Source organism: Castellaniella sp., from assembly GCF_034675845.1.
Lineage (GTDB): Bacteria > Pseudomonadota > Gammaproteobacteria > Burkholderiales > Burkholderiaceae_B > Castellaniella.
This window is the reverse complement of sequence record NZ_JAUCCU010000001.1, coordinates 668,084-687,917: the sequence shown is the minus strand read 5'-3', so window position 1 is coordinate 687,917 and position 19,834 is coordinate 668,084. Positions and strand designations below refer to the sequence as shown.

Below are 19,834 nucleotides of genomic sequence, written 5' to 3'. Positions count from 1 at the left end.
CGAATGAAAGTTTTGATTGCGCGCATGAACCATGAAACCAATACGTTTTCACCGGTTCCAACGCCGTTGTCGGCATTTGGCCTGAATGGGCCCGACTACGGTGAGGCGGCGTATCGGGTCAATAAGGGGGCGGCGACCGCCATGGGGGCGTTTATCGCACTGGCTGAACAGTGGGGGGCGGAAATCGTCACGCCCGTCTCGGCGACTGCGTGGCCCAGCGGGCCGGTGGATGCCGCTGCCTACCAGACGATTTGCCAGGCCATTGTGGATGCCGCTCCTGGTTGTGATGTGATGCTTCTGGATTTGCATGGTGCCATGGTGGTGCAGACGTCTGCCGACGGAGAAGGTGATCTGCTTGAGCGTCTGAAGGCGGCATGCCCTGATACGCCGATTGCCGTGTCCCTGGATCTGCATGGCAATGTCACCCAGAAGATGGTGGATCATGCCGATATCATCACAGGTTTCAAAACCTATCCCCACGTGGATATGTATGAGTCCGGCTATCTGGCGGGTACTATCATGCACGAAATGATGCAAGGGCGCTGTCGACCGGCGCTGGCCTGGCGGCAATTGCCTTTGATGACGCATACGCTTAAAAGCGCCACGCTTTCTCCGGCCATGCAGGTGGCTGTCGACAAAGCCAGGGCTTTGGAAGTTCAGGACGATATTTACGCCGTGACCGTCATGGCGGGTTTTTCATTGGCGGATATTCCTGCGCCTTGCCTCAGTGTAGTCGTGGTGGGCAAAGATGCAGCGTCGGCTCAGGCGGCTGCGGATCAGTTGGCCGGGGAAATCTGGGATGATCGGGAAGGCTTCATTTATACCAGCGAAGCACTGGCCCAGTCGGTTGCCAGGGCACGGCAAATGTCACGCGAAACTATTTTGGCTTCGGCTGAATGCGGCAATCCCAATGGGCCGGTCTTGCTGCTGGATCACAGCGATAACTGCATGTCCGGCGGGACCTGCGACACGATGGATGTTCTGCTGGAATCCTTGGCTCAAGGGCTGACGGAAATTGCGGTCGGACCGGTCTGTGATCCCGAGGCCGTGGATCTTTTGTTCCGGGCGGGACAGGGCAGCACAGTCAGCTTAGGCCTGGGCAATAAACGGGATCTAAGCAAGATCGGAGTCCGAAAGGTGCCGCCTGTATTGACAGGCAAGGTTAAATACTTGAGCGATGGCAAGTACGTCATCTCCGGCCCGACCTACCATGGCATGACTTGTTCTATGGGGCGTACAGCACTCCTGGAAATTGAGGGGGCTGAAATCGTGGTGACCGAACGCACCCACGAGCCTTGGGATCTCGGGGTGTTTACTTGTGTCGGGCTGGATGTTTCGCAAAAACAGTTTGTTTTGCTGAAATCCAGGATGTATTGTCGGCCTGTGTTTTTCCCCATCGCACGAGGATATGTCGAATGCGACAGTGACGGTGTGACCAGCTCGAACTATGCCTTGTTTGATTTTCGGGCCGTGCGCCGACCTGTCTTTCCGCTGGATCGGGATACCCATTTTTGCATTTAGCAGGATCAGGTCTTGCCAAGTGCCCTTCAGCTTATTTCGACAATAGCTTCATGGCCTGTTCCAGGCCCTCCATCGTCATGCCGACCATGCGTTCGTGCATGAGCTCGCGGACAATGGCGATGGACTGTCGATAGGGCCAGGACCCGGCCGGTTCTGGATTCAACCAGACGGCATGGGGCCAATGGCCTAGAATCCGCTGCAGCCAGGCAGCGCCGGTTTCGGTGTTGTGATGCTCGATAGAACCCCCCGGATACAGCAGTTCGTAGGGGCTCATGGAGGCATCCCCGACCAGGATCAGGCGCCAATCCTGGCCGTAGCTGCGCAGCAGGTCCCAGGTATCCAGGCGCTCGTCACGGCGGCGGTCATTGTGTCGCCATACGGATTCATACGGGCAGTTGTGAAAATAAAAAACTTCCAGGTGCTTGAATTCGCTGCGGGCCGCTGAAAACAATGACTCGACCCGGGCGATGTGATCGTCCATGCTGCCACCCACGTCCAGCAGCATCAGCACTTTGACCGTATTGTGGCGTTCGGGCATCCATTGCAGATCCAGCAGCCCGGCCTGTTCGGCAGTGCCGCGGATGGTGCCTGGCATATCCAATTCTGTGGCAGCGCCCTGGCGGGCAAAGCGCCGCAGGCGGCGCAGCGCCATCTTGAAATTACGGGTGCCCAGGGTTTGTTGGTCGTCGTAGTCCTGATAGTGGCGTTGTTCCCAGACTTTGACAGCCGTGCGGTTGCCCGCAGACGGACCGCCGATGCGGATGCCTTCGGGATGGTATCCACCATGGCCAAAGGGCGATGAGCCCCCTGTGCCTATCCATTTGCTGCCCCCTGCGTGGCGTTCTTTCTGTTCGGCCAGGCGCTCGCGCAACATCTCCATCAGCTTATCCCAGCCGTGTTTTTCCAGGGCGTTTTTTTCTGCGTCGCTGAGGTGTTTGCGAAAGGTCTGTTGCAGCCACTCGGCAGGGACGTCGCTGTTCCCGGCCTGGACCTGCAACTGACCGATAAAGACGGCAAAGACACGGTCGAAACGGTCATAGCGGGTTTCGTCCTTGACCAGGGATAAACGCGCCAGATAGTAAAAGTCTTCAGTTGTCAGCGGTGCTGCCGGACTGCGCAGGAGCGCCAGCAGGCTGAGGTATTCCTGGATGGAGACCGGGATGCCCGCGGCGCGCAACTGGGTGAAAAAATCGATCAGCATGTTCGTGACCTGTCTACCGTGCGTTCAGGACCTGTCGAGGGTGGGTCAATCAGCGTCCTCGTTGGCCCAGCATGGCCAGCCGACGCAGCAGGGATAAGTCCTGCTCGTTTTTCAGCAAGGCACCGGCCAGAGGCGGGATGGGCTCTTGGTTCAGTGCCTCGGGCGGGGTGGATTCGGCGAGCAGTAAGCGCAGCCAGTCCAGGAACTCTGATGTGGAGGGGCGTTTTTTCAGGCCGGGCGTGTCGCGCAGGCGGAAAAAAGCATCCATGGCGGCAGTCAGGATGTCTTGGCGCAGTTCAGGGTAATGCACCGCCACGATATCGGCCAAGGCCGTTCGGTCAGGAAAATCGATGTAATGGAAGAAACAGCGGCGCAGAAAAGCGTCGGGCAGGTCTTTTTCATTGTTCGAGGTAATCAGGATCAGGGGGCGGTGGCGGGCCTGGATGGTTTCGCGGGTTTCATAAACATGGAACTCCATGCGGTCCAGTTCGCGCAGCAAATCGTTGGGGAATTCGATATCGGCCTTGTCGATTTCGTCGATCAGCACCACGCAGGGGGTGTCTGATGAAAATGCCTGCCACAGCACGCCCTGGACAATATAGTTGCGGATGTCATGCACCCGGGCCTCGCCCAGTTGGGAGTCGCGCAGGCGCGAGACGGCGTCGTATTCGTATAGACCCTGTTGAGCCTTGGTGGTGGATTTTATGTGCCACTGTAATAAAGGACGTCCCAGTGCCCGGGCGACTTCTTCGGCCAGCATGGTTTTCCCGGTGCCGGGTTCGCCCTTGACCAGCAAGGGGCGTTGCAGAACCAGGGCGGCGTTGACTGCTGTTTTCAGGGCATCGGTGGCAACATATTGATCCGTGCCTTCGAATCGGTTTTGGGGGGTGGCGGTATTTTTGGTCATGGTCGTGTCAGGAGGTCCGGCTGGCGTGCCGCCGGATCAGGTCCAGGTAGTGGTCGTTGTCCAGTGGCTTCCCGAGGCGCTGGGCTTCCCAGACAACTTCGCCCAGGGCTTCCATGATGATATGGGCCGCGTCGTGTTCGTCGTGTGTCTGCAGCAGGGCTGTCCAGGCTGCCCGGATGCCGGGCGGATGGTCGATGGACAGCTGTTCCTGGATGGCCAGGTGCATGGATAGGTGCAAAAAAGGATTGGTGCGCCCGGCTTCCACCGGGTAGTCGCGTTCAGCGGCCTCGGGGTCTTGCAGGTCGTCGTGATATTCGGGATGGCGCTCGACCAGGTCGGCAGCCATGGTTTCCAGGGGCGTCAGCACACCGGCTTCGCGGCGTTTGCGCCACGCATCAGTGAAAAAGTGGCGAACCTGTTCTTTGGAGGGGTTGAACATAGTGGTGATACAGTATCGGGTGCTTGGATTAAGCCTTATTTTACGCAGCCTGTTGCCTGATGGCTGCGGCGGATCGGACGCGGCTGTCGCTTATCAGCCAGTTTACGTTAAACTCTTATATAAGACTCAAACCCTCTCTTTTTAAACAACAACCCCAGCAATTCTGGAGCACTCATGTCCTATCAGCACATCAAGGTCCCGGCCGGTGGTCAGAAAATCACGGTCAACGCCGACTTTTCCCTTAACATCCCCGACGAACCCATCATTCCCTACATCGAGGGCGATGGCACGGGACAGGACATCACCCCAGTGATGCTGAAAGTCGTGGATGCCGCTGTGGCCAAAGCTTACAACGGCAAGCGCAAGATCCACTGGATGGAAGTCTATGCCGGCGAGAAATCCACGAAAATCTACGGCCCGGATGTTTGGCTGCCCGAAGAAACCCTGGAAGCCGTGCGCGATTACGTCGTCTCCATCAAGGGTCCTCTGACCACGCCGGTGGGCGGTGGCATCCGTTCCTTGAACGTGGCCTTGCGTCAGCAACTGGACCTGTATGTCTGTCTGCGCCCGGTGCGCTATTTCCCGGGGGTGCCTTCGCCTGTGCGCGAACCCGAGAAGACCGACATGGTCATCTTCCGTGAAAACTCTGAAGACATTTACGCCGGTATCGAATTCGAGGCCGAGTCCGACAAGGCTCGCCAATTGATCGAGTTCCTGCAGGATAAGCTGGGCGTCAATAAGATCCGTTTCCCGGCCACCTCGGGTATCGGCGTCAAGCCCGTGTCCCGCGAAGGCACCGAGCGCTTGGTGCGCAAGGCCATCCAGTACGCCATCGACAACGACCGCCCCACGGTAACGCTGGTGCACAAGGGCAACATCATGAAGTTCACCGAGGGTGGCTTCCGCGATTGGGGCTATGCCCTGGCCCAGAAAGAATTCGGTGCCCAGTTGATCGACGGCGGTCCGTGGTGCAAATTCAAGAGCCCCAAGACCGGTCGCGACATCACGGTCAAGGACTCCATCGCCGACGCCTTCCTGCAGCAAATCCTGCTGCGTCCGGCGGAATACGACGTCATCGCCACGCTGAACCTCAATGGCGACTATGTCTCCGACGCCTTGGCAGCACAGGTCGGCGGCATCGGCATCGCCCCGGGCGCCAACCTGTCCGATTCCGTGGCCATGTTTGAAGCCACGCACGGCACCGCCCCGAAGTACGCTGGCAAGGACTACGTCAATCCAGGTTCGGAAATCCTGTCCGCCGAGATGATGCTGCGCCACATGGGCTGGACCGAAGCCGCCGACCTGATCATCAGCAGCATGGGTAAATCCATTCTGTCGAAAAAGGTCACCTATGACTTTGCCCGCCTGCTGGAAGGTGCCACCCAGGTATCGTGCTCCGGCTTCGGTCAGGTGATGATCGACAACATGTAATCAGTTTTTGATCGATTCATCGAAGTCCAGAAAGGCCCCGCTTTCATAGGAGAGCGGGGCTTTTTAGTGTCCAGTGGGGTATGGCTGAATCCGGGGCCATCGCATGAGTTTGGGGCCATAGTTTGGGGCCATATTTGCTATCATGGCCCCAAAATTTCAGGATCATGGCCCCATGTCTCGTGCTTTTGCCTATGCGCTGCGCCCTATCGTCATCAATGCCGCCAAACCCAAGGACAAGCCCTATGCCTTGACGGATGGCGGTGGGCTGTATCTGGAAGTATTGCCTACGGATACGGAGGAGGATTAACCGACGGGCAGCGGTCAGATCTTGCCGCCCACGCCTTTGAACTTTTCCACGAAGGCAGCGATTTTCTGAAATACACCTTGCTTTTTCGTCAGATATTGTGGGTTCAGTGGGCTCATCCTGGGCAGGATGGCATTCAGTTCTGTGCCATTTTCACTGGCGAATTCGCGCTTCAGTGAGGCGCTGATGTAGCGCTTGGCGGCCTCGACATTCAGTTGCTCGTCCTGAATCAGGGCCTGTGCTTCGCGTTGTTGCTCGGCCTGGGCAAAACTGAAGAAGGCTTCGATCAGGCTGGCTTTGTTGTCGATCTGGTTCAGGTCGGTCTGGTGGATGAAATCGACTACCAGGCTTTCTTTGGCGCGATTGCCCAGGCTTGCACGGATCACCCGGCGCACGTCTTCCACCAAAACGGCTTTGTCTTTCATCTTTTTGTTGTTCTCGAAGATCAATTCCAGGATGTAGTCCAGATTGATCTCCTGGGACTTCAGCAAGTCCACCTCGAAGACCACATCATCCCAGTCGATGGTGGATTGATCCTCTTTATCCGCGTCCCTTTGGCGGCGCTGCCAGTCACGGATGTCGTTGTAGGAGGATCGGTAGTCCTGGACAGTGCGCTCAGGCAGGACTTTGATGGCCTGCAGCGTTGCCAGGTCCTCGTCGCTTAGGTAGTGCTCGGCCTTGAAGGCCTCTACAGCCTCAGGGTTGTTCAGATCGACCGTTTGCAGGGCCTGCAGGCTGGCGAATTCATCGTAGTTCTGCAAGACGTGCTCGATGCGCAGATACTCGCCAAAGAGCTTCACAAAGGCTTTCTTGTCAGACTCCCTTTCGATGGCCGTGGGATCTGGGAAGCGTTGTGCCAGTTCCTCGACCACGTCGATAAAGCCGCGCCGGGCCTCGCCCGTGGCGATGTCGGTGAATCCGGCCATGTATTCCTGATAGCTTTTTTCCAGCACCACGTTGCGGGTGTTTTCATTGCCGAACAGGGTAATGGCGTCGATGGTGGGCTGTTCCAGATTGCGGAAAGTGACGATGTTGCCGAAGGTTTTGGTGGCATCCAGAATTCGGTTGGTGCGGGAATAGGCCTGAATCAGGCCGTGGTAGCGCAGGTTCTTGTCCACGAACAAGGTATTCAGCCTGGGTGCATCAAAGCCCGTGAGAAACATGCCTACTACGATCAGCAGGTCGATCTCTCCGGCCTTGACCTGTTTGGCCAGATCCCGGTAGTAGTTCTGAAAGCCCTGGCTGTCCACGGAAAAGCTGGTTTTGAACAGCGCGTTGTAGTCCGCGATGGCTGCGTTCAGAAATTCCTTGGCGCTGACGTCCAGCGCAGTGGTCTCCAGGCTTTCGTCGCCAATATCCCCGATGGCATCCTGCGCCTCGTTGGCAGCAAAGGAAAAAATGGTAGCAACCCGCAGAGGCTTGTCGCTGCCCTGTTGCTGGGTTTTGAAGGCCTGGTAGTACAGCTTGGCCGCCTCGACGCTACTGACCGCAAACATGGCATTGAATCCCTGCGTACCCGGTCGCAGGCGGTGGGTCTTCTGGCGGAAATTGTTCAGGATGTACTGGGTGATCTCGCGGATGCGCTCGGGGTGCAGCAAGGCCTTTTTATTCTCGGCGGCCGTCAGCTTCTGTTCATCTTGCTCGGTTTCGATGGCCTTGAACTGCGGACGCACATCGTTGTAATCCACCTTGAACTTCAGTACCTTTTCGTCCCGGATGGCATCCGTGATGACATAGGAATGCAGCTGGTGGCCAAATACGCTGCCTGTGGTTTCTGCCCCCAGGGCGTTATCTGGGAAAATCGGTGTGCCAGTAAAACCAAACTGGTAGAAGTGCTTGAATTTCTTTTTCAGGTTTTTTTGCGCCTCGCCAAACTGACTGCGGTGGCACTCGTCGAAGATGAAGACCACTTGCTGCCGGTAGGCGGGCAAGTCGGCCTCGGCTTTCATCAGGTTGTTCAGCTTCTGGATGGTGGTGACGATGATCTTATTGTCGTCCTTGGCCAGATTGCGCTTCAGCCCTGCCGTGCTGTCGGATCCATTCACGCTATCGGGTGAAAAGCGCTGGTACTCCTTCATGGTCTGGTAGTCCAAATCCTTGCGGTCCACCACAAAGAACACCTTGTCGATGAAATCCAGCTCGGTGGCCAGCCGCGCTGCCTTGAAGCTGGTGAGTGTCTTGCCCGAGCCCGTGGTGTGCCAGATATAGCCGCCACCTTCGGTAGAATTCCAGTGTTTGGACTGGTAGCTGCTGGCAATCTTCCATAGGATGCGTTCGGTGGCAGCGATCTGGTAGGGGCGCATGACCAGCAGCGTGTCGCTGGTATCGAACACGGAATAGTGCAGCAGAACCTTCAGCAGGGTTTCCTTTTGAAGAAATGTAGCAGTGAAGTCCTTCAGGTCCCGGATCAGCTCGTTATCGGCCTTGGCCCAGTTCATCGTGAAGTCGAAACTATGCTTGCTGCGTGATGTGGTGTTGGCAAAGTATCGGGTATCTGTGCCGTTGGAAATCACGAACAGCTGCAAGTACTTGTACAGAGAATTTTCGCTGTTAAAGCTTTCCTTGCTGTAGCGGTGGATCTGGTTGAAGGCCTCGCGGATCGCCACACCGCGCTTTTTCAGTTCGATGTGCACCAGGGGCAGGCCATTGACCAGGATGGTCACGTCATAGCGGTTGGCGGCATTGCCACTTTGCTCAAACTGCCGGATGACTTGTACCTTGTTGCGGGCAACGTGCTTTTTATCCAGAAGGTAGATGTTCTGGATGTGGCCGTCATCAAAGACAAAGTCGTGGATGTAATCGTCGTGAATTTTGCGGGTCTTATCCACGATGCCTTCGCTGGGCTTGTCCAGCCAGGTGCCCACAAAGCGCTGCCATTCGTCGTTTGTAAAGATGACGGCGTTTAGCCCCTGCAGCTGATCGCGCACGTTGGCCAATAGGGCCTGGGGGCTGCGGATATCGTCCCGGTATTCGTAGCCTTGACGGCTGAGGTCCTGGATCAATTCGTCCTCTAGGGCGGCCTCGCTTTGGTAGCAATCCGCCAGCTGCGCCTGCCGGTCGTAATGATCCAGGATAATGAAATTGTTGGATTCGGCAATGGGGCTGTAGTCTTTCATGATGGCAGAGGGGGTTATATAAAATGCCGCTTGAATTTTTCGTGGCTTTCAATATTGTGTTGGACGTCTTTTGTGTCCCAGATTTGCAGTTTCCAGGGGAAATAATAATTGCTCTTGTTCTTGAAGTAGACGTGTAGCCCACGGTATTCGTTGGTGTTGCGTAAATACCAACTTTTCAGGCCAAATTCATCTTGCCAATCATGCAATAAATCCATGATGGCCTGGATGTCATCGGTGTCCAAGATGATGCGGGCCCCAAAAATATCATTCAACCAGTTGTTTATGGGGTATTGGTTTTCACGGGTCGAAAACCGGGTGATTTTATCGTCAATGCTTTCCCGGGTTTTTACCCGGTAAAAATATTTAATATCGATCTCTGCCTGCATCAGGTAATCGTTGACGCTTTCGTGCAAGGTCAGGCGGTATTTGTAGATGTGATCCACCGGTACCCGTTGGATGGTTCTGGATAAATTGATCTTTTCGATCCGGCCTGTTTCAAAATAGTCCCTAAAAAAATCATGATGCAGGCGATTGATTTCACTGACCAACTGTTTGGTTTGGCTGATCTTATCCATGCGGGGGTTCCTGGATGGGCTGGGCCGTTGGCTTGGGAAAATTCAACAGAAGATTGCGATAGTATTCGTATTGTTTTTTGCGCAGATCGATTTCGCGGGGCAGACCCTCGGCCAAAGACTGGGTCAGGGTGTCAAATTTATCCAGGATGGCGACAATGCGATCCTGTTCTTCCCGTGGTGGCACTGGGATGCGAACTTTGGAAAAACCGTCAATTAATAGTGTTTTGACCTTGGTGCGCATCACATACTTCGCTTTTTCTGCGATGAATGCGGTCGTTTGCATATAGTAGGCAACAAATTTTGGATTCATGCCGTGACGAAACGCATAGCAATGGTCATGAATGGCAACTTTTTCGTCACCCAGCCATGCCACTGCCTTGCCCACATCCTCGACGGTTTCCCCTACATCGGTAACGACAACATCTCCAGGCTGGGCATAGCGCAGGGTGTTTGCCATTTCCGGATTTACTTGCGCAACGACTTTGTCTGCCCACACGCCGTACTGCGTATAGATATCACCGTAGTGGATGGCATTGATACCATTTCCTACATAGTCAGCTTTGGTAAATCGACGGCCACGGATGAATTTTCCTATCTCATTCAGCATCATCCACCTTATAATTGCTGGCTGGCTGGCTGGCTGGCTGGCTGGCTGGCTGGCTGGCTGGCTGGCTGGCTGGCTGGCTGGCTGGCTGGCTGGCTGGCTGGCTGGCTGGCTGGCTGGCTGGCTGGCTGGCTGGCTGGCTGGCTGGCTGGCTGGCTGGCTGGCTGGCTGGCTGGCTGGCTGGCTGGCGCTATCCGTGCGCTTGTCGAATGTCAGAAGCGCGTCGCGGTAATACTTGTATTGCTGCCGACGTGCTTTTAGCTCCGCTTTTAATTCTGCTTCTAGCTTCGCTTCCAGTTCCGTGAAAGTGTCAAGCACTTTTACGATTTCAGCCTGGATGTCAAGAGAATGCTTTTGGTTTTTTGGACAAGGGATTGGAATTGACAGTCGCTCTATGACGATTTTCGACAAACGAGGGATACTTGCCCTGCGCACCTGAGATGAAATTTCACTTCTTTTCATCAATAAGAAGTGATACAGATACTTTTGATTTATACCACTTGGTTTTGGGCAAAAAAAGACGTCATCTGCCGCCCAAAAATCAACATTGCTGTAGCCGATTTCACCGGCTGCACCAGCGGCAATAACAAAAGCTGTTCCTGCCTCCACATTGGTTTTATGATAAAAACCAAGCGGAGTCATGCTGTTTTGATAAACTGGAAATCCGCTAGATTGATCCAGTTGGCTTCTGACCAGTCTTTTTCCACGCTGAAAACTTGCCACTTTCCCTAGTGGTGTCCATTCCACCCCATCCGGGCAATGTTCAGCAATCAAAGCATCAATCCGGTTCATGCCTTGTTTCCTTCCAACTCAGACACGATCGCGTCGATATCGGCCCGTAGTCGGTCAATTTTGGCGACCGTTATTTTCAACTCTGCATTGATCTCGTCAATATTCACCACTTCGCGGGTGTCTTCAGCCTCTACGTAGCCGCTGACCGACAGGTTATAGTCGTTGGCGGCAATAGCTTCTAGGGTCACCGATTGGGAAAAATGCGGCACATCCTCTTTCTGGTCAAAAGCCTGCACAATTTGCTGAATATGTTCATCCAGCAAGATATTGTTGTTGGTTTCCTTTTTGAATAAAGCGCTGGCGTCGATAAACTGCGTGGTGGTGTCGCGCTTGTGCTTGGACAGCACCAGGATGTTGACCGCAATGGTGGTGCCAAAAAACAAATTGGGGGCCAGTGAAATCACGGTCTCAACATAATTATTGTCCACCAGATACTGGCGGATTTTCTTTTCGGCACCGCCCCGGTAAAAAATGCCGGGAAAGCACACAATGGCGGCGCGGCCTTTGCTGGACAGATAGCTTAAGGCGTGCAGCACAAAGGCAAAATCGGCCTTGGATTTGGGGGCCAACACCCCGGCGGGGGCAAAGCGTTCATCGTTGATCAGGGTCGGGTCGTCACTGCCAATCCACTTGACTGAATACGGCGGATTCGAGACGATCGCATCAAAGGGTTTTTCATCCCCGAAATGCGGATTGATCAGGGTATTGCCCAGTTGGATATTGAACTTGTCGTAGTTGATGTTGTGCAGGAACATGTTCATCCGCGCCAGGTTGTACGTGGTGTGGTTGATTTCCTGTCCAAAAAAACCGTCTTCGATCTGGTGGGCGTCAAACTGTTTTTTTGCCTGCAGCAGCAGTGATCCCGATCCGCAAGCCGGGTCATAGATCTTGTTGACGTGGGTCTGATTGTGCAGGGCCAAGCGGGCGATCAGGCGCGATACGCTTTGCGGGGTAAAGAACTCGCCGCCGGATTTTCCGGCATTGGCCGCATAGTTGGAAATCAGAAATTCGTAGGCGTCGCCAAACAGATCGATCTGGCTGCCGGAAAACTCGCCAAAATCCAGGTCGGCCACGCCTTTCAGGATGGCGGCCAGGCGACTGTTTTTGTCTTTGACCGTATTGCCCAGGCGGTTGCTGGTGGTGTCGAAGTCGGCAAACAGGCCCTTGATGTCGTGCTCGGATGGATAGCCGCTGGCCGAAGCCTCGATGGCTGCGAAAATGGCGGCCAGGTCGGTGTTCAGGCTTTCATTGGTGTTGGCGCGGGCCGCGATGGTGCCAAAGAGCTGGCTGGGGTAGATGAAATACCCCTTGGTCTTGATGGCATCGTCCTGGATGGCGTCGGTGATGACGCTGTCTGGCAGCTGGGCATAGTGGACGCTGTCGTCGCCCGCCTCGATATAGCTGGCGAAATTTTCGCTGATGAAACGATAAAACAGGGTGCCCAGTACGTATTGCTTGAAATCCCAGCCATCGACGGCCCCCCGGACATCGTTGGCGATTTGCCAAATGCGGCGTTGTAGTTCCGCGCGTTGCTGGCTACTGGTCATGTGTTTTCCTGATTCTGCACTGCGTCAAATCGTTACTTCGGATGGCTTGGAGTCTACACCAGGCATAGGTTTGGAAGAACCCTGAAATCGGGGCGTTCATGCAGGAACGAGCTTATCCATCCAAGCCTTGATGTGTTTGCGAGTGGCTGCGTTGCCGTACAGTTCGACGGCCTGGAGCAGCTTGGGTGATACGCGGGCGGGCCACAGCGTTCGGGCGCGATCCAAAACGTCATCGCGATTTTCGGCCAGTTCGCTCAGATTGTTGAGCAGGTCAACGAACAGGAATTCGGGCGTCAGCTGGTGGGGGAAGCGGGGTTTCACGCGGAAATCGAATTCCCGGTTGCCCAGTTTGAAGACGCCGTGGCGCTTGCGGTTGTAGACCAGCGTGCGGTTATACAGCTGGGTGGTGCCCAGGCCTGCCGTGTTGTAGGCGGACGGTGAGAACAGCAGAAAATCCTTGTCGCCGCGCAGAAAGGACTGCACGACTTGATTGTCTTCCGGGGGGAGTGGTCCGAAGCGCGACGCCTTGGGTGCGTGGTACAGGCCCTGTGCCAGTTTTTTCAGCCGCCCGGCGGCCACCAGCTTGCCCAGGTCGCGGTCCACCGCAGACGACAGGCGCGTCAGATCCTCGCGCCGGTAGACGTGACCGGCACGAAGATGGTGGGCCAGCGCGGCGGCCGAGCCCTTCTGTGGCAGGTTGTGGTGGTGCTGTGAGCTCATGATGTGCTTAGGAATGCATGAAATTACATTGAAGTTTCATGCATTTTACCTTGATCGATGATGGGTTGATAAAGCCAGCCTCTACGGCTTTTCGTCATGTCCGTCTGACCGGGCCCTGCTTCTTTCGAGAGGCGGGGCCTTGTTATCTTGGCTTTGAAAATGGTGATTCAGGGTCACAAGTCATGCGCATTTTGCCGCGCAGCTTCTGATTTTTGCGGCCTATAAGTGCTGTTCTGCATCCTGTCTTTGGTGCAGGATACGGATAACGTCCAGGTGGTCGGCGTAGTCCAAGAAATAGACCACATGTGAACCACATAGATACTTCTGGAAGTTCGGCAGGACAGAGGGGCGGCCTTGCTTTGTGCCCACTGCATGTCCCTTGAGCGCCTCCATAAAGGCCTGGTGGTAGGTGTCGGCCTGTTTCATCGACCAGTGCCTTAACGTGTAGAGCCAAATTTCTTCAAGGTCAGCTTCGGCCAAGGGAGAGAGACGATAAGGCTTAACCATGCTGCGCGTGCATTCGGCTCAGGAACGCGTCGCTATCGAACGGGCGCGGTTCGCCGGATTCAAGGCCAGCATTCAGCGCGTCTTGCAGTGCCCTCACCTTGGTTTCGTGTTCTTCCAGTAGTCGCAGTCCTGCCCTGACTACATCACTTGCAGAGCCATAACGCCCGCCTTGTACCTGGGCATCAATGAAGTTGGTGAAGTGCTGTCCGAGGGATACAGATGTATTTCGCATGGGTCTTCTCCTTGGGTTTGTACCAGTTTATATTATTCTTTGGTATTTCACTGGTTTCTTGGTTGCTGCCTTTGAACCCCCCCATAGGCAATGCATGATCCAGTAGTCCTTTTCCACCAGGCTGGGCGCTGGCGGGGGGGCCAGCCGACAGTGAGGTATTTGGCGAGGTATATAGCGTGTCGTTTGAAGTCAGGAAAGGCTCCGTTTTCATAGGAAATCGGGGTTTTTTTGTGCCCGATCAGGTGCCAGTCAAATCGTGGCAAAGTCCCTAAGCAGATCAGTTTGCGATGTATTCCGCCTGGGGCGCCTGCAGGGGCAGCTGCAGGATGAAGCGGCTGCCTTGGCCTGGGGTGCTGTCCACCTGGATGCGTCCGCCCAGCAATCCCGTGACCAGTGTGTGGGTGATGTGCAGGCCCAGGCCAGATCCGCCCTGTCCCAGGCGGGTCGAGAAAAACGGATCAAAGATACGTTTCTGGCTGGCGAAGGGAATACCGCAACCGTTGTCGGACACCACCAGGTTGATGGTGTCCTGGTCGAGGGCCGGGGTGGTGCCCAGTTGGATACTGCCGCTTTCCTGCGCTTGGAAGGCATGGATCAAGGCGTTGTTGATCAGGTTCATCAGCACCTGGCCCAGTGGGCCGGGGTAGCTGTCCAGGGTCAGCCCGGTGGGGGTGTTGTTGGATAGCTGGATATGGGTCTTGCGCACGGCAGGCTGCATGGCCATGATGATTTCCTCGATCACCGTATGCAGGTCGAAGGGCCGACGCTGGTAGCTGGTCTGGTCGGCGGCCAGCTGTTTGAAACCGCTGATGAGTTCGGCTGCGCGGCTGAGATTGCGTTCGATGATCTGGCTGCCCTCGTCGACATCATCCAGGTAACTGGCCAGGGCGCTGCGGGTCAGTCCGGTTTCAGTCTGGGTCCGGAACCGGCGGTGGGTTTCGATCAGGGTTGACGCCACCGTGACTGCATTGCCGATGGGGGTGTTGAGTTCGTGCGATACCCCGGCCACCAGGGCTCCCAGCGATGCCAGTTTTTCATTTTGCAGCAGCTCGTCCTGGGTGTGGCGCAGGCGATCCAGGGTGGCCCGCAGGGCGGTCGTGCGTTCCTGCACGCGCTGCTCCAGGCTGGCATTCAGGCGCTCGATTTCTTGTTCCCGCAGCTTACGCTGGGTGATGTCCGTGGTAATGCCGTCGAACACCAGATGACCATTATCCAGCCGACGGGGCGAGGATGTGATGTGTATCCAGCGCAGGCTGCCGTCCGGTAAGGTGGCACGGGCCTCCGCGCTGAAAGTAGACAGGTTTTTCAGGCATAGTTGTTCGCGTCTGGCAATCATGGCCAGGTCGTCGGGGTGCAGTTGCCGAGAGAGCAGAGAGGGGTCTTTTTTGACATCGGCAACGGACAAGCCACGTAGATGCTGGATACCTTCGCTGATATAGGTATATTGACGCTGCTCGCCGCTTGGGCCGCAATCGACCTGGAACACCATGCTGTCGGGGATGTTGTTGCTGATCAGTTGCAGCCGCTGCTGGCTCTCGCGCAGGCGGCGTTCGATTTCTTTCAGGCTGCTGACGTTGATGTGGGTGCCGATGGTCAGGGTCGTGGCCCGTCCCTGGGGGTCTCGCAGAGTGCTGCCACGGGACCAGATCCAGACCCAGTTGCCGTTGGCGTGGGCCATACGGAACTCACTTTCGTACATGCCCGACAGGTCGGAGGAAAGATATTCGGCGAAGCGGCGGCTGGCTTCTTCGCGGTCGTCGGGATGCAGCAGGTTTATCCAGACGGTTTCCAGATTTTCCGTTTCCAACTGGTCGTAAGCGGCAGGGTCGCGGCCCAGCATGCTGAAGTATTCTGGACTGCACCAGAGGTGGCCGTGTTTTGCATCCCATTCCCAGACTCCGGTATTGGATACCCGGCCCAGCACATGGAAGCGTTCATTTTCACGGCGAAAGTCTTCTTCTGCCTGGTGCCGGTCACTGATATCAAAACGTGCCCCCACGACGCGCAGGGGTTGGCCCTGGGCGTCGCTTTGTACGGTTTGTCCGATATCCAGTATCCAGACGGGGTGGCCATCCTGGTGGGGGATGCGATATTCGCAAAGATAGCTGGCGGTCTGTCTCGATAGGTGGGCTTCCAGGGCCTGCGAGAAGCGTTGCATATCATCGGGGTGGCATTGGCTCAGGATTGTGTTGGCCGCGATGATGTTGGAGCCTGCAAGAGGATAGCCGCAAATATCTGCCCAGCGCTGGTTGACCCGGACTTGGTTTTTGCTGATATCCCATTCCCAGGTTCCTGCCCCCAGCGCGTCCAGGATTTCGCCCAGGCGGCGGCGTTCGTCGGTCAGATCGGCAGCCAATTTTCGCACTGGCCGACCGAAATATCGGCTGATGGCCAGGGTGATGAGCATGCCGACCACCAGTAGTACGCTGAGCAGCCCGACAAGATAGAGCAGGCCGTTGCGTGCGACTGCCCCTTGGTTGGCTTCCGAGATGCCCACTTGCATCACACCCTGAAATTCATTATTGAAGCCCCCCCGGTAGGCCAGGCTGACCTCGCGCACCTGCTTGCCGTCGGGCAAGGTGAGCAAGTGGATCTGGGGCGGTGAGTCGCCTTGCAGCAAGGGGGTGATTTTCGCCAATTGGCTGGGCGGCAAACGCGTGGAAACCTGTTCGGGCATATTGCTGTCAGCCACGACGCGACCACGGGTATTGACCAGGCGGACGTAGGCGATATCGCTTTGTTCCTGGGTGATTTTATCCAGCAGCAGACGGACCTGATACTGGCCGGAGAAGCTGACCTTGCTGACCGCGTCGGACAGCAGTTGGGTCGTCAGGGTGGCCAGACGGTTTTGTTCGCGCTCCATGGAGGTCCGTACATACCAGGTGATGGACAAGGAGACCAGTAACATCAGGGAAAAGATCAGCAGTCCGAATGCCAGCGCCATGCGCCGATCCATGGTGGTGAAATCCAGGCTGCCTGTGCTGAGGGTTTTCAGGGATTTCATGGGCGTGTCTGGGTGATCAGGTCTTGCCAGACAGGCTGGCTGGAGGCCCAGGTTTTCTTGAAAGAAGGCGGGATGGGGCCGGCCCATCCCGGATAGGCGGATAGGGTGTGCCGAGTGATGGGGAAGGTAGGAATGGTGATGTGTTGTGGCACGGGCTTGCCTTGCAGGATGGCGTAAGTGATGTCGGCGGGATCGCCATCGACCGAGGCGACGGCGATTTCGTGGCGCCCGGCATCAGCCAGGGCTTTGACCACCGACAGGCCTCCTCCGTCGCTGACGGCGAACAAGGCGTTGATGCTGTTTTTTTCAGGGAAGTCCTGGAGGATTTTTTGCCCGGCGGCGCGTCCCGCTTTTGGGGTGACGGCGCGGTAAGTGTTCATGATCTGATAAGTGCGGTTCCGATCCTTCAGGCCATCGAAGAATCCATTCAGGCGTTCTACCGTAGAGGAGACTGCCGGGTATTCAAGCAGCACCAGGCGCAATGTGGTGTCGGCCGTGAATAAAGAAGCCAGATATTCACCGCCCAGGTATCCGGCCTGATAGTTGTTCGAGGTGATATAGGACGCCAGTTGTCCAGCAATGGTATTGGACCAGTACAGCATGCCGACGCGCCAGAATGCGCGTGATGGGGGGGTGGCTCGTGCTGCCCATGGGGTCAATCCGGTCAACAGCATGGCAGTTTGCAGGGCGCGTCGGGAAACCATGCTGCAGCCTCATTGGTAGTCAGCTTGCCAGTTGGCCAGCCATTGCTCGAAGGCGTCGGCATCCAGGGGGCGTGAAAACAAGTATCCCTGGCCTTCGTTGCAGCCAGACGCCAGGAGCGCAGTGCGTTGGGCATCGGTCTCGATGCCCTCGGCGATCGTGGCTACCTGCAAGTGGCGGGCCAGGGCGATCACTGTGCGGGCAATGCCGAAGCAGTCGTTGACACTTTGTTCGCCGCTGATAAAACTGCGGTCAATTTTCAGGCGGTCCACCTGCAGGCGCTGGATGACGCTGAGTGACGAGTAGCCCGTGCCAAAATCATCCATGGCGATGCTGATGCCGCGTGCCCTGAAGGCGTCCAGGCGGGTGCTCAGGCGTTCGATGTTGCTGATCGCCACGGATTCGGTAAGTTCGATTTCCAGCTGCGAGCCGGGGATGCCGACATCATCCAGAATGGCCAGAAACCGGGTGACGAAGTCGGGCTCGGCAAATTGGACGTGAGAGACGTTAACTGCGACACGAAACTCGGGGTCTACTTTTCCGGTGAGGCTCTTGCGCCATTTCAGGGCGGTGCGAAACACCCATTCTCCGATGGGAATCATCAAGCCGGATTGCTCGGCCAGCGGGATGAAGTAGTCGGGCGGGATGAATTCGCCGTCTGGCGTTTTCCAACGCAACAGGCACTCGGCCCCCACCACCTGGCCGTTGTCCAGGCTGACAAACGGCTGGTAATGCAAAAACAGGTGTTCTTCGGAAAAAGAGGCCCGCAGGCGGTTCAGCATCTGGATGCGATCCCGCGCGGCATCAGCCTGGGTGGCTTCGAAGATCATGGTCTTGCCGCGCTGGAAGCGTTTGGCTTGTTTGAGGGCCGCCCCCGCATTTTTCAGGACGGCAACGCCTGGTTGGGTGTCTTTCAGCAGCACCAGCCCGGCGGTGGCCGACAAGCGCAGCGGATCGCCAGCCGATACCTCGATGGGGGTGGCGAAGACCTGGGCAATACGCTGAGGGGTCAGTTGTTCGGCAGGCCCAAAAAGGCCGAACAGGTCGCTGCCCATCCGGGTCACCAGGGTTTCGGGAGAGAAGCTGTCTCGCAGCCGGGCGGCCGCCATCTGCAGGACAGCATCACCGTAGCTATCGTCCAGAATGCTGTTGATGTCTGCGAAGTTGTCCAGATCCAGTAGCGCCACGGCATTTTTTCCGGAGGGATGGGCGTCAATGGCTGAGACCAGGGCATTGCGGTTGGGTAGATGAACCAGGGCATCCCGATAAGCCAGGTCATTGATATCCAAATAGAGCTGCAGATTTTCGAAGGCGACCGCCAGATTGCTGCAAAAGACTTCGAGCAGCCCACGTTCGAGGTCCTGCAGAGGGGCGGACATATCGATAAAGGCCGCCAGTGCCTGCGGACCCCTGCCGGGGAAGTACAGGCTGATGCCGTCGTTAAAGTCGTGCTGCTGGTGTTCCAGCGCCTGGGTCAGGTGGGATTTGACGCGCTGGTCCGGGATATCGTGCAGGGACATGCCTATCCAGCTGTCGTAGTGCCCCGCTGCGGCCAAAATATAAGAGGGCGTGCCGGGCTCTTGGGTGGCGGCACAAACCAGGCATTCGGCTTTTACCCGCAATAGCGCACATAGCTGGGTGACGATTCCGCTGGCGAATTTTTTCAGACCGGCGGGCTTGCTGAGCTGAGTGGTAGCAGCCAAAATCTGTTCCAGTCCCTGGCGGCTGGATTCCAGTTGGCAGATCTGGGCGTAAGATCGCACCGCCATGGTCAGGCTGGTGAACAGGCGCACCTGGGTGAGTTCGGATTTGGTCTTGTAGTCGTTGATATCAAACTGGCGAATGGTGTCGATTTCCGGCGCGTAGCCAGGTTGGCCCGTGCGCAGAATCAGGCGGATGGCGTGCTGCTGGAGGTCTTCCCGGATGTGGCGCACCAGTTGCAGGCCTTCATCGTTTGTGCCCATCACGACATCGACCAGGGCCACGGCGAAATCATCGTGCCGCTGCAGCAGGTCGATGGCTTGTTGGGCCGAGTAGGCGTGGAAGAATTCCAGCGTTCGGCCTTCGATCTCCATGTTTTTCAGGGCCAACTGGGTGGCGGCATGGACATCGGGTTCGTCGTCGACCAGCAAGATCCGCCATGCAGGGACAGCCGAGTGATTGGCCGGGATGGAGGGTTCTTCCATAAAGGTGAAAACCTCTTCGTCACGACCAGTCATAGCGATTGCTCCG

16 protein-coding genes are annotated in these 19,834 nt (G+C 56.5%); 3 read left to right on the top strand and 13 right to left on the bottom strand.

Annotated features, from left to right (window positions below):
- The first annotated feature begins 3 nt into the window (after nucleotides 1–3).
- Nucleotides 4–1,521 (top strand): M81 family metallopeptidase, encoded by a 1,518-nt coding sequence (locus VDP81_RS03370; protein ID WP_322994477.1) that lies wholly within the window; start codon nucleotides 4–6, stop codon nucleotides 1,519–1,521.
- A gap of 31 nt (nucleotides 1,522–1,552) precedes the next feature.
- Here VDP81_RS03370 and VDP81_RS03365 read toward each other — a convergent pair whose 3' ends face one another.
- From VDP81_RS03365 to VDP81_RS03355, 3 genes are read right to left on the bottom strand one after another with little or no spacing between them, the layout of a single operon-like run.
- Nucleotides 1,553–2,722, bottom strand: a complete 1,170-nt coding sequence (locus tag VDP81_RS03365) for a vWA domain-containing protein (protein ID WP_322994478.1) — start codon at nucleotides 2,720–2,722, stop codon at nucleotides 1,553–1,555.
- Between the two features lie 49 nt (nucleotides 2,723–2,771).
- Entirely contained in the window at nucleotides 2,772–3,629 is an 858-nt protein-coding gene (locus tag VDP81_RS03360) for a MoxR family ATPase (protein WP_322994479.1), read from the bottom strand.
- A 7-nt stretch (nucleotides 3,630–3,636) separates the two neighbouring features.
- A complete protein-coding gene (locus tag VDP81_RS03355; RefSeq protein WP_322994480.1) occupies nucleotides 3,637–4,068 on the bottom strand; it encodes a DUF1841 family protein in 432 nt (143 codons plus the stop codon).
- 174 nt (nucleotides 4,069–4,242) lie between these two features.
- Between VDP81_RS03355 and icd the strand changes: the two genes are divergently transcribed.
- Both icd and VDP81_RS03345 read left to right on the top strand, forming a co-directional pair.
- Entirely contained in the window at nucleotides 4,243–5,499 is a 1,257-nt protein-coding gene (gene icd / locus VDP81_RS03350; RefSeq protein WP_322994481.1) for an NADP-dependent isocitrate dehydrogenase, read from the top strand.
- Between the two features lie 172 nt (nucleotides 5,500–5,671).
- Entirely contained in the window at nucleotides 5,672–5,806 is a 135-nt protein-coding gene (locus VDP81_RS03345; protein ID WP_323011551.1) for a hypothetical protein, read from the top strand.
- A gap of 14 nt (nucleotides 5,807–5,820) precedes the next feature.
- On the opposite strand, the gene VDP81_RS03340 is transcribed toward VDP81_RS03345, so the two are convergent.
- The 10 genes from VDP81_RS03340 to VDP81_RS03295 all read right to left on the bottom strand — a co-directional run bounded on the left by VDP81_RS03340 (nucleotide 5,821) and on the right by VDP81_RS03295 (nucleotide 19,821).
- On the bottom strand, nucleotides 5,821–8,919 hold the full coding sequence (locus VDP81_RS03340; protein ID WP_323011550.1) for a type I restriction endonuclease subunit R: 3,099 nt from the start codon (nucleotides 8,917–8,919) through the stop codon (nucleotides 5,821–5,823).
- Between the two features lie 14 nt (nucleotides 8,920–8,933).
- Complete coding sequence (locus VDP81_RS03335; RefSeq protein ID WP_323011549.1) at nucleotides 8,934–9,494, bottom strand: hypothetical protein; 561 nt, start codon at nucleotides 9,492–9,494, stop codon at nucleotides 8,934–8,936.
- Nucleotides 9,487–10,890 carry a restriction endonuclease subunit S gene (locus VDP81_RS03330; protein WP_323011548.1) on the bottom strand — a complete coding sequence of 468 codons (1,404 nt, stop codon included), beginning with the start codon at nucleotides 10,888–10,890 and terminating at the stop codon, nucleotides 9,487–9,489. Before VDP81_RS03330 ends, VDP81_RS03335 begins: the two co-directional genes overlap by 8 nt.
- Complete coding sequence (locus VDP81_RS03325; RefSeq protein ID WP_323011547.1) at nucleotides 10,887–12,437, bottom strand: type I restriction-modification system subunit M; 1,551 nt, start codon at nucleotides 12,435–12,437, stop codon at nucleotides 10,887–10,889. The genes VDP81_RS03330 and VDP81_RS03325 overlap by 4 nt, the downstream gene beginning before the upstream one ends.
- Nucleotides 12,438–12,533: 96 nt before the next feature.
- Complete coding sequence (locus tag VDP81_RS03320; RefSeq protein WP_323011546.1) at nucleotides 12,534–13,157, bottom strand: hypothetical protein; 624 nt, start codon at nucleotides 13,155–13,157, stop codon at nucleotides 12,534–12,536.
- A gap of 219 nt (nucleotides 13,158–13,376) precedes the next feature.
- A complete protein-coding gene (locus tag VDP81_RS03315) occupies nucleotides 13,377–13,664 on the bottom strand; it encodes a type II toxin-antitoxin system RelE/ParE family toxin (RefSeq protein WP_323011545.1) in 288 nt (95 codons plus the stop codon).
- The gene (locus VDP81_RS03310; protein ID WP_322994488.1) at nucleotides 13,657–13,896 is read right to left on the bottom strand and encodes a type II toxin-antitoxin system ParD family antitoxin; all 240 of its coding nucleotides are present in this window, start codon (nucleotides 13,894–13,896) and stop codon (nucleotides 13,657–13,659) included. The genes VDP81_RS03315 and VDP81_RS03310 overlap by 8 nt, the downstream gene beginning before the upstream one ends.
- A gap of 277 nt (nucleotides 13,897–14,173) precedes the next feature.
- Complete coding sequence (locus VDP81_RS03305; RefSeq protein ID WP_323011544.1) at nucleotides 14,174–16,900, bottom strand: PAS domain-containing sensor histidine kinase; 2,727 nt, start codon at nucleotides 16,898–16,900, stop codon at nucleotides 14,174–14,176.
- On the bottom strand, nucleotides 16,897–17,604 hold the full coding sequence (locus tag VDP81_RS03300; RefSeq protein WP_323011543.1) for a substrate-binding domain-containing protein: 708 nt from the start codon (nucleotides 17,602–17,604) through the stop codon (nucleotides 16,897–16,899). The genes VDP81_RS03305 and VDP81_RS03300 overlap by 4 nt, the downstream gene beginning before the upstream one ends.
- Nucleotides 17,605–17,613: 9 nt before the next feature.
- On the bottom strand, nucleotides 17,614–19,821 hold the full coding sequence (locus tag VDP81_RS03295; protein ID WP_323011542.1) for an EAL domain-containing protein: 2,208 nt from the start codon (nucleotides 19,819–19,821) through the stop codon (nucleotides 17,614–17,616).
- Nucleotides 19,822–19,834: the final 13 nt, after the last annotated feature.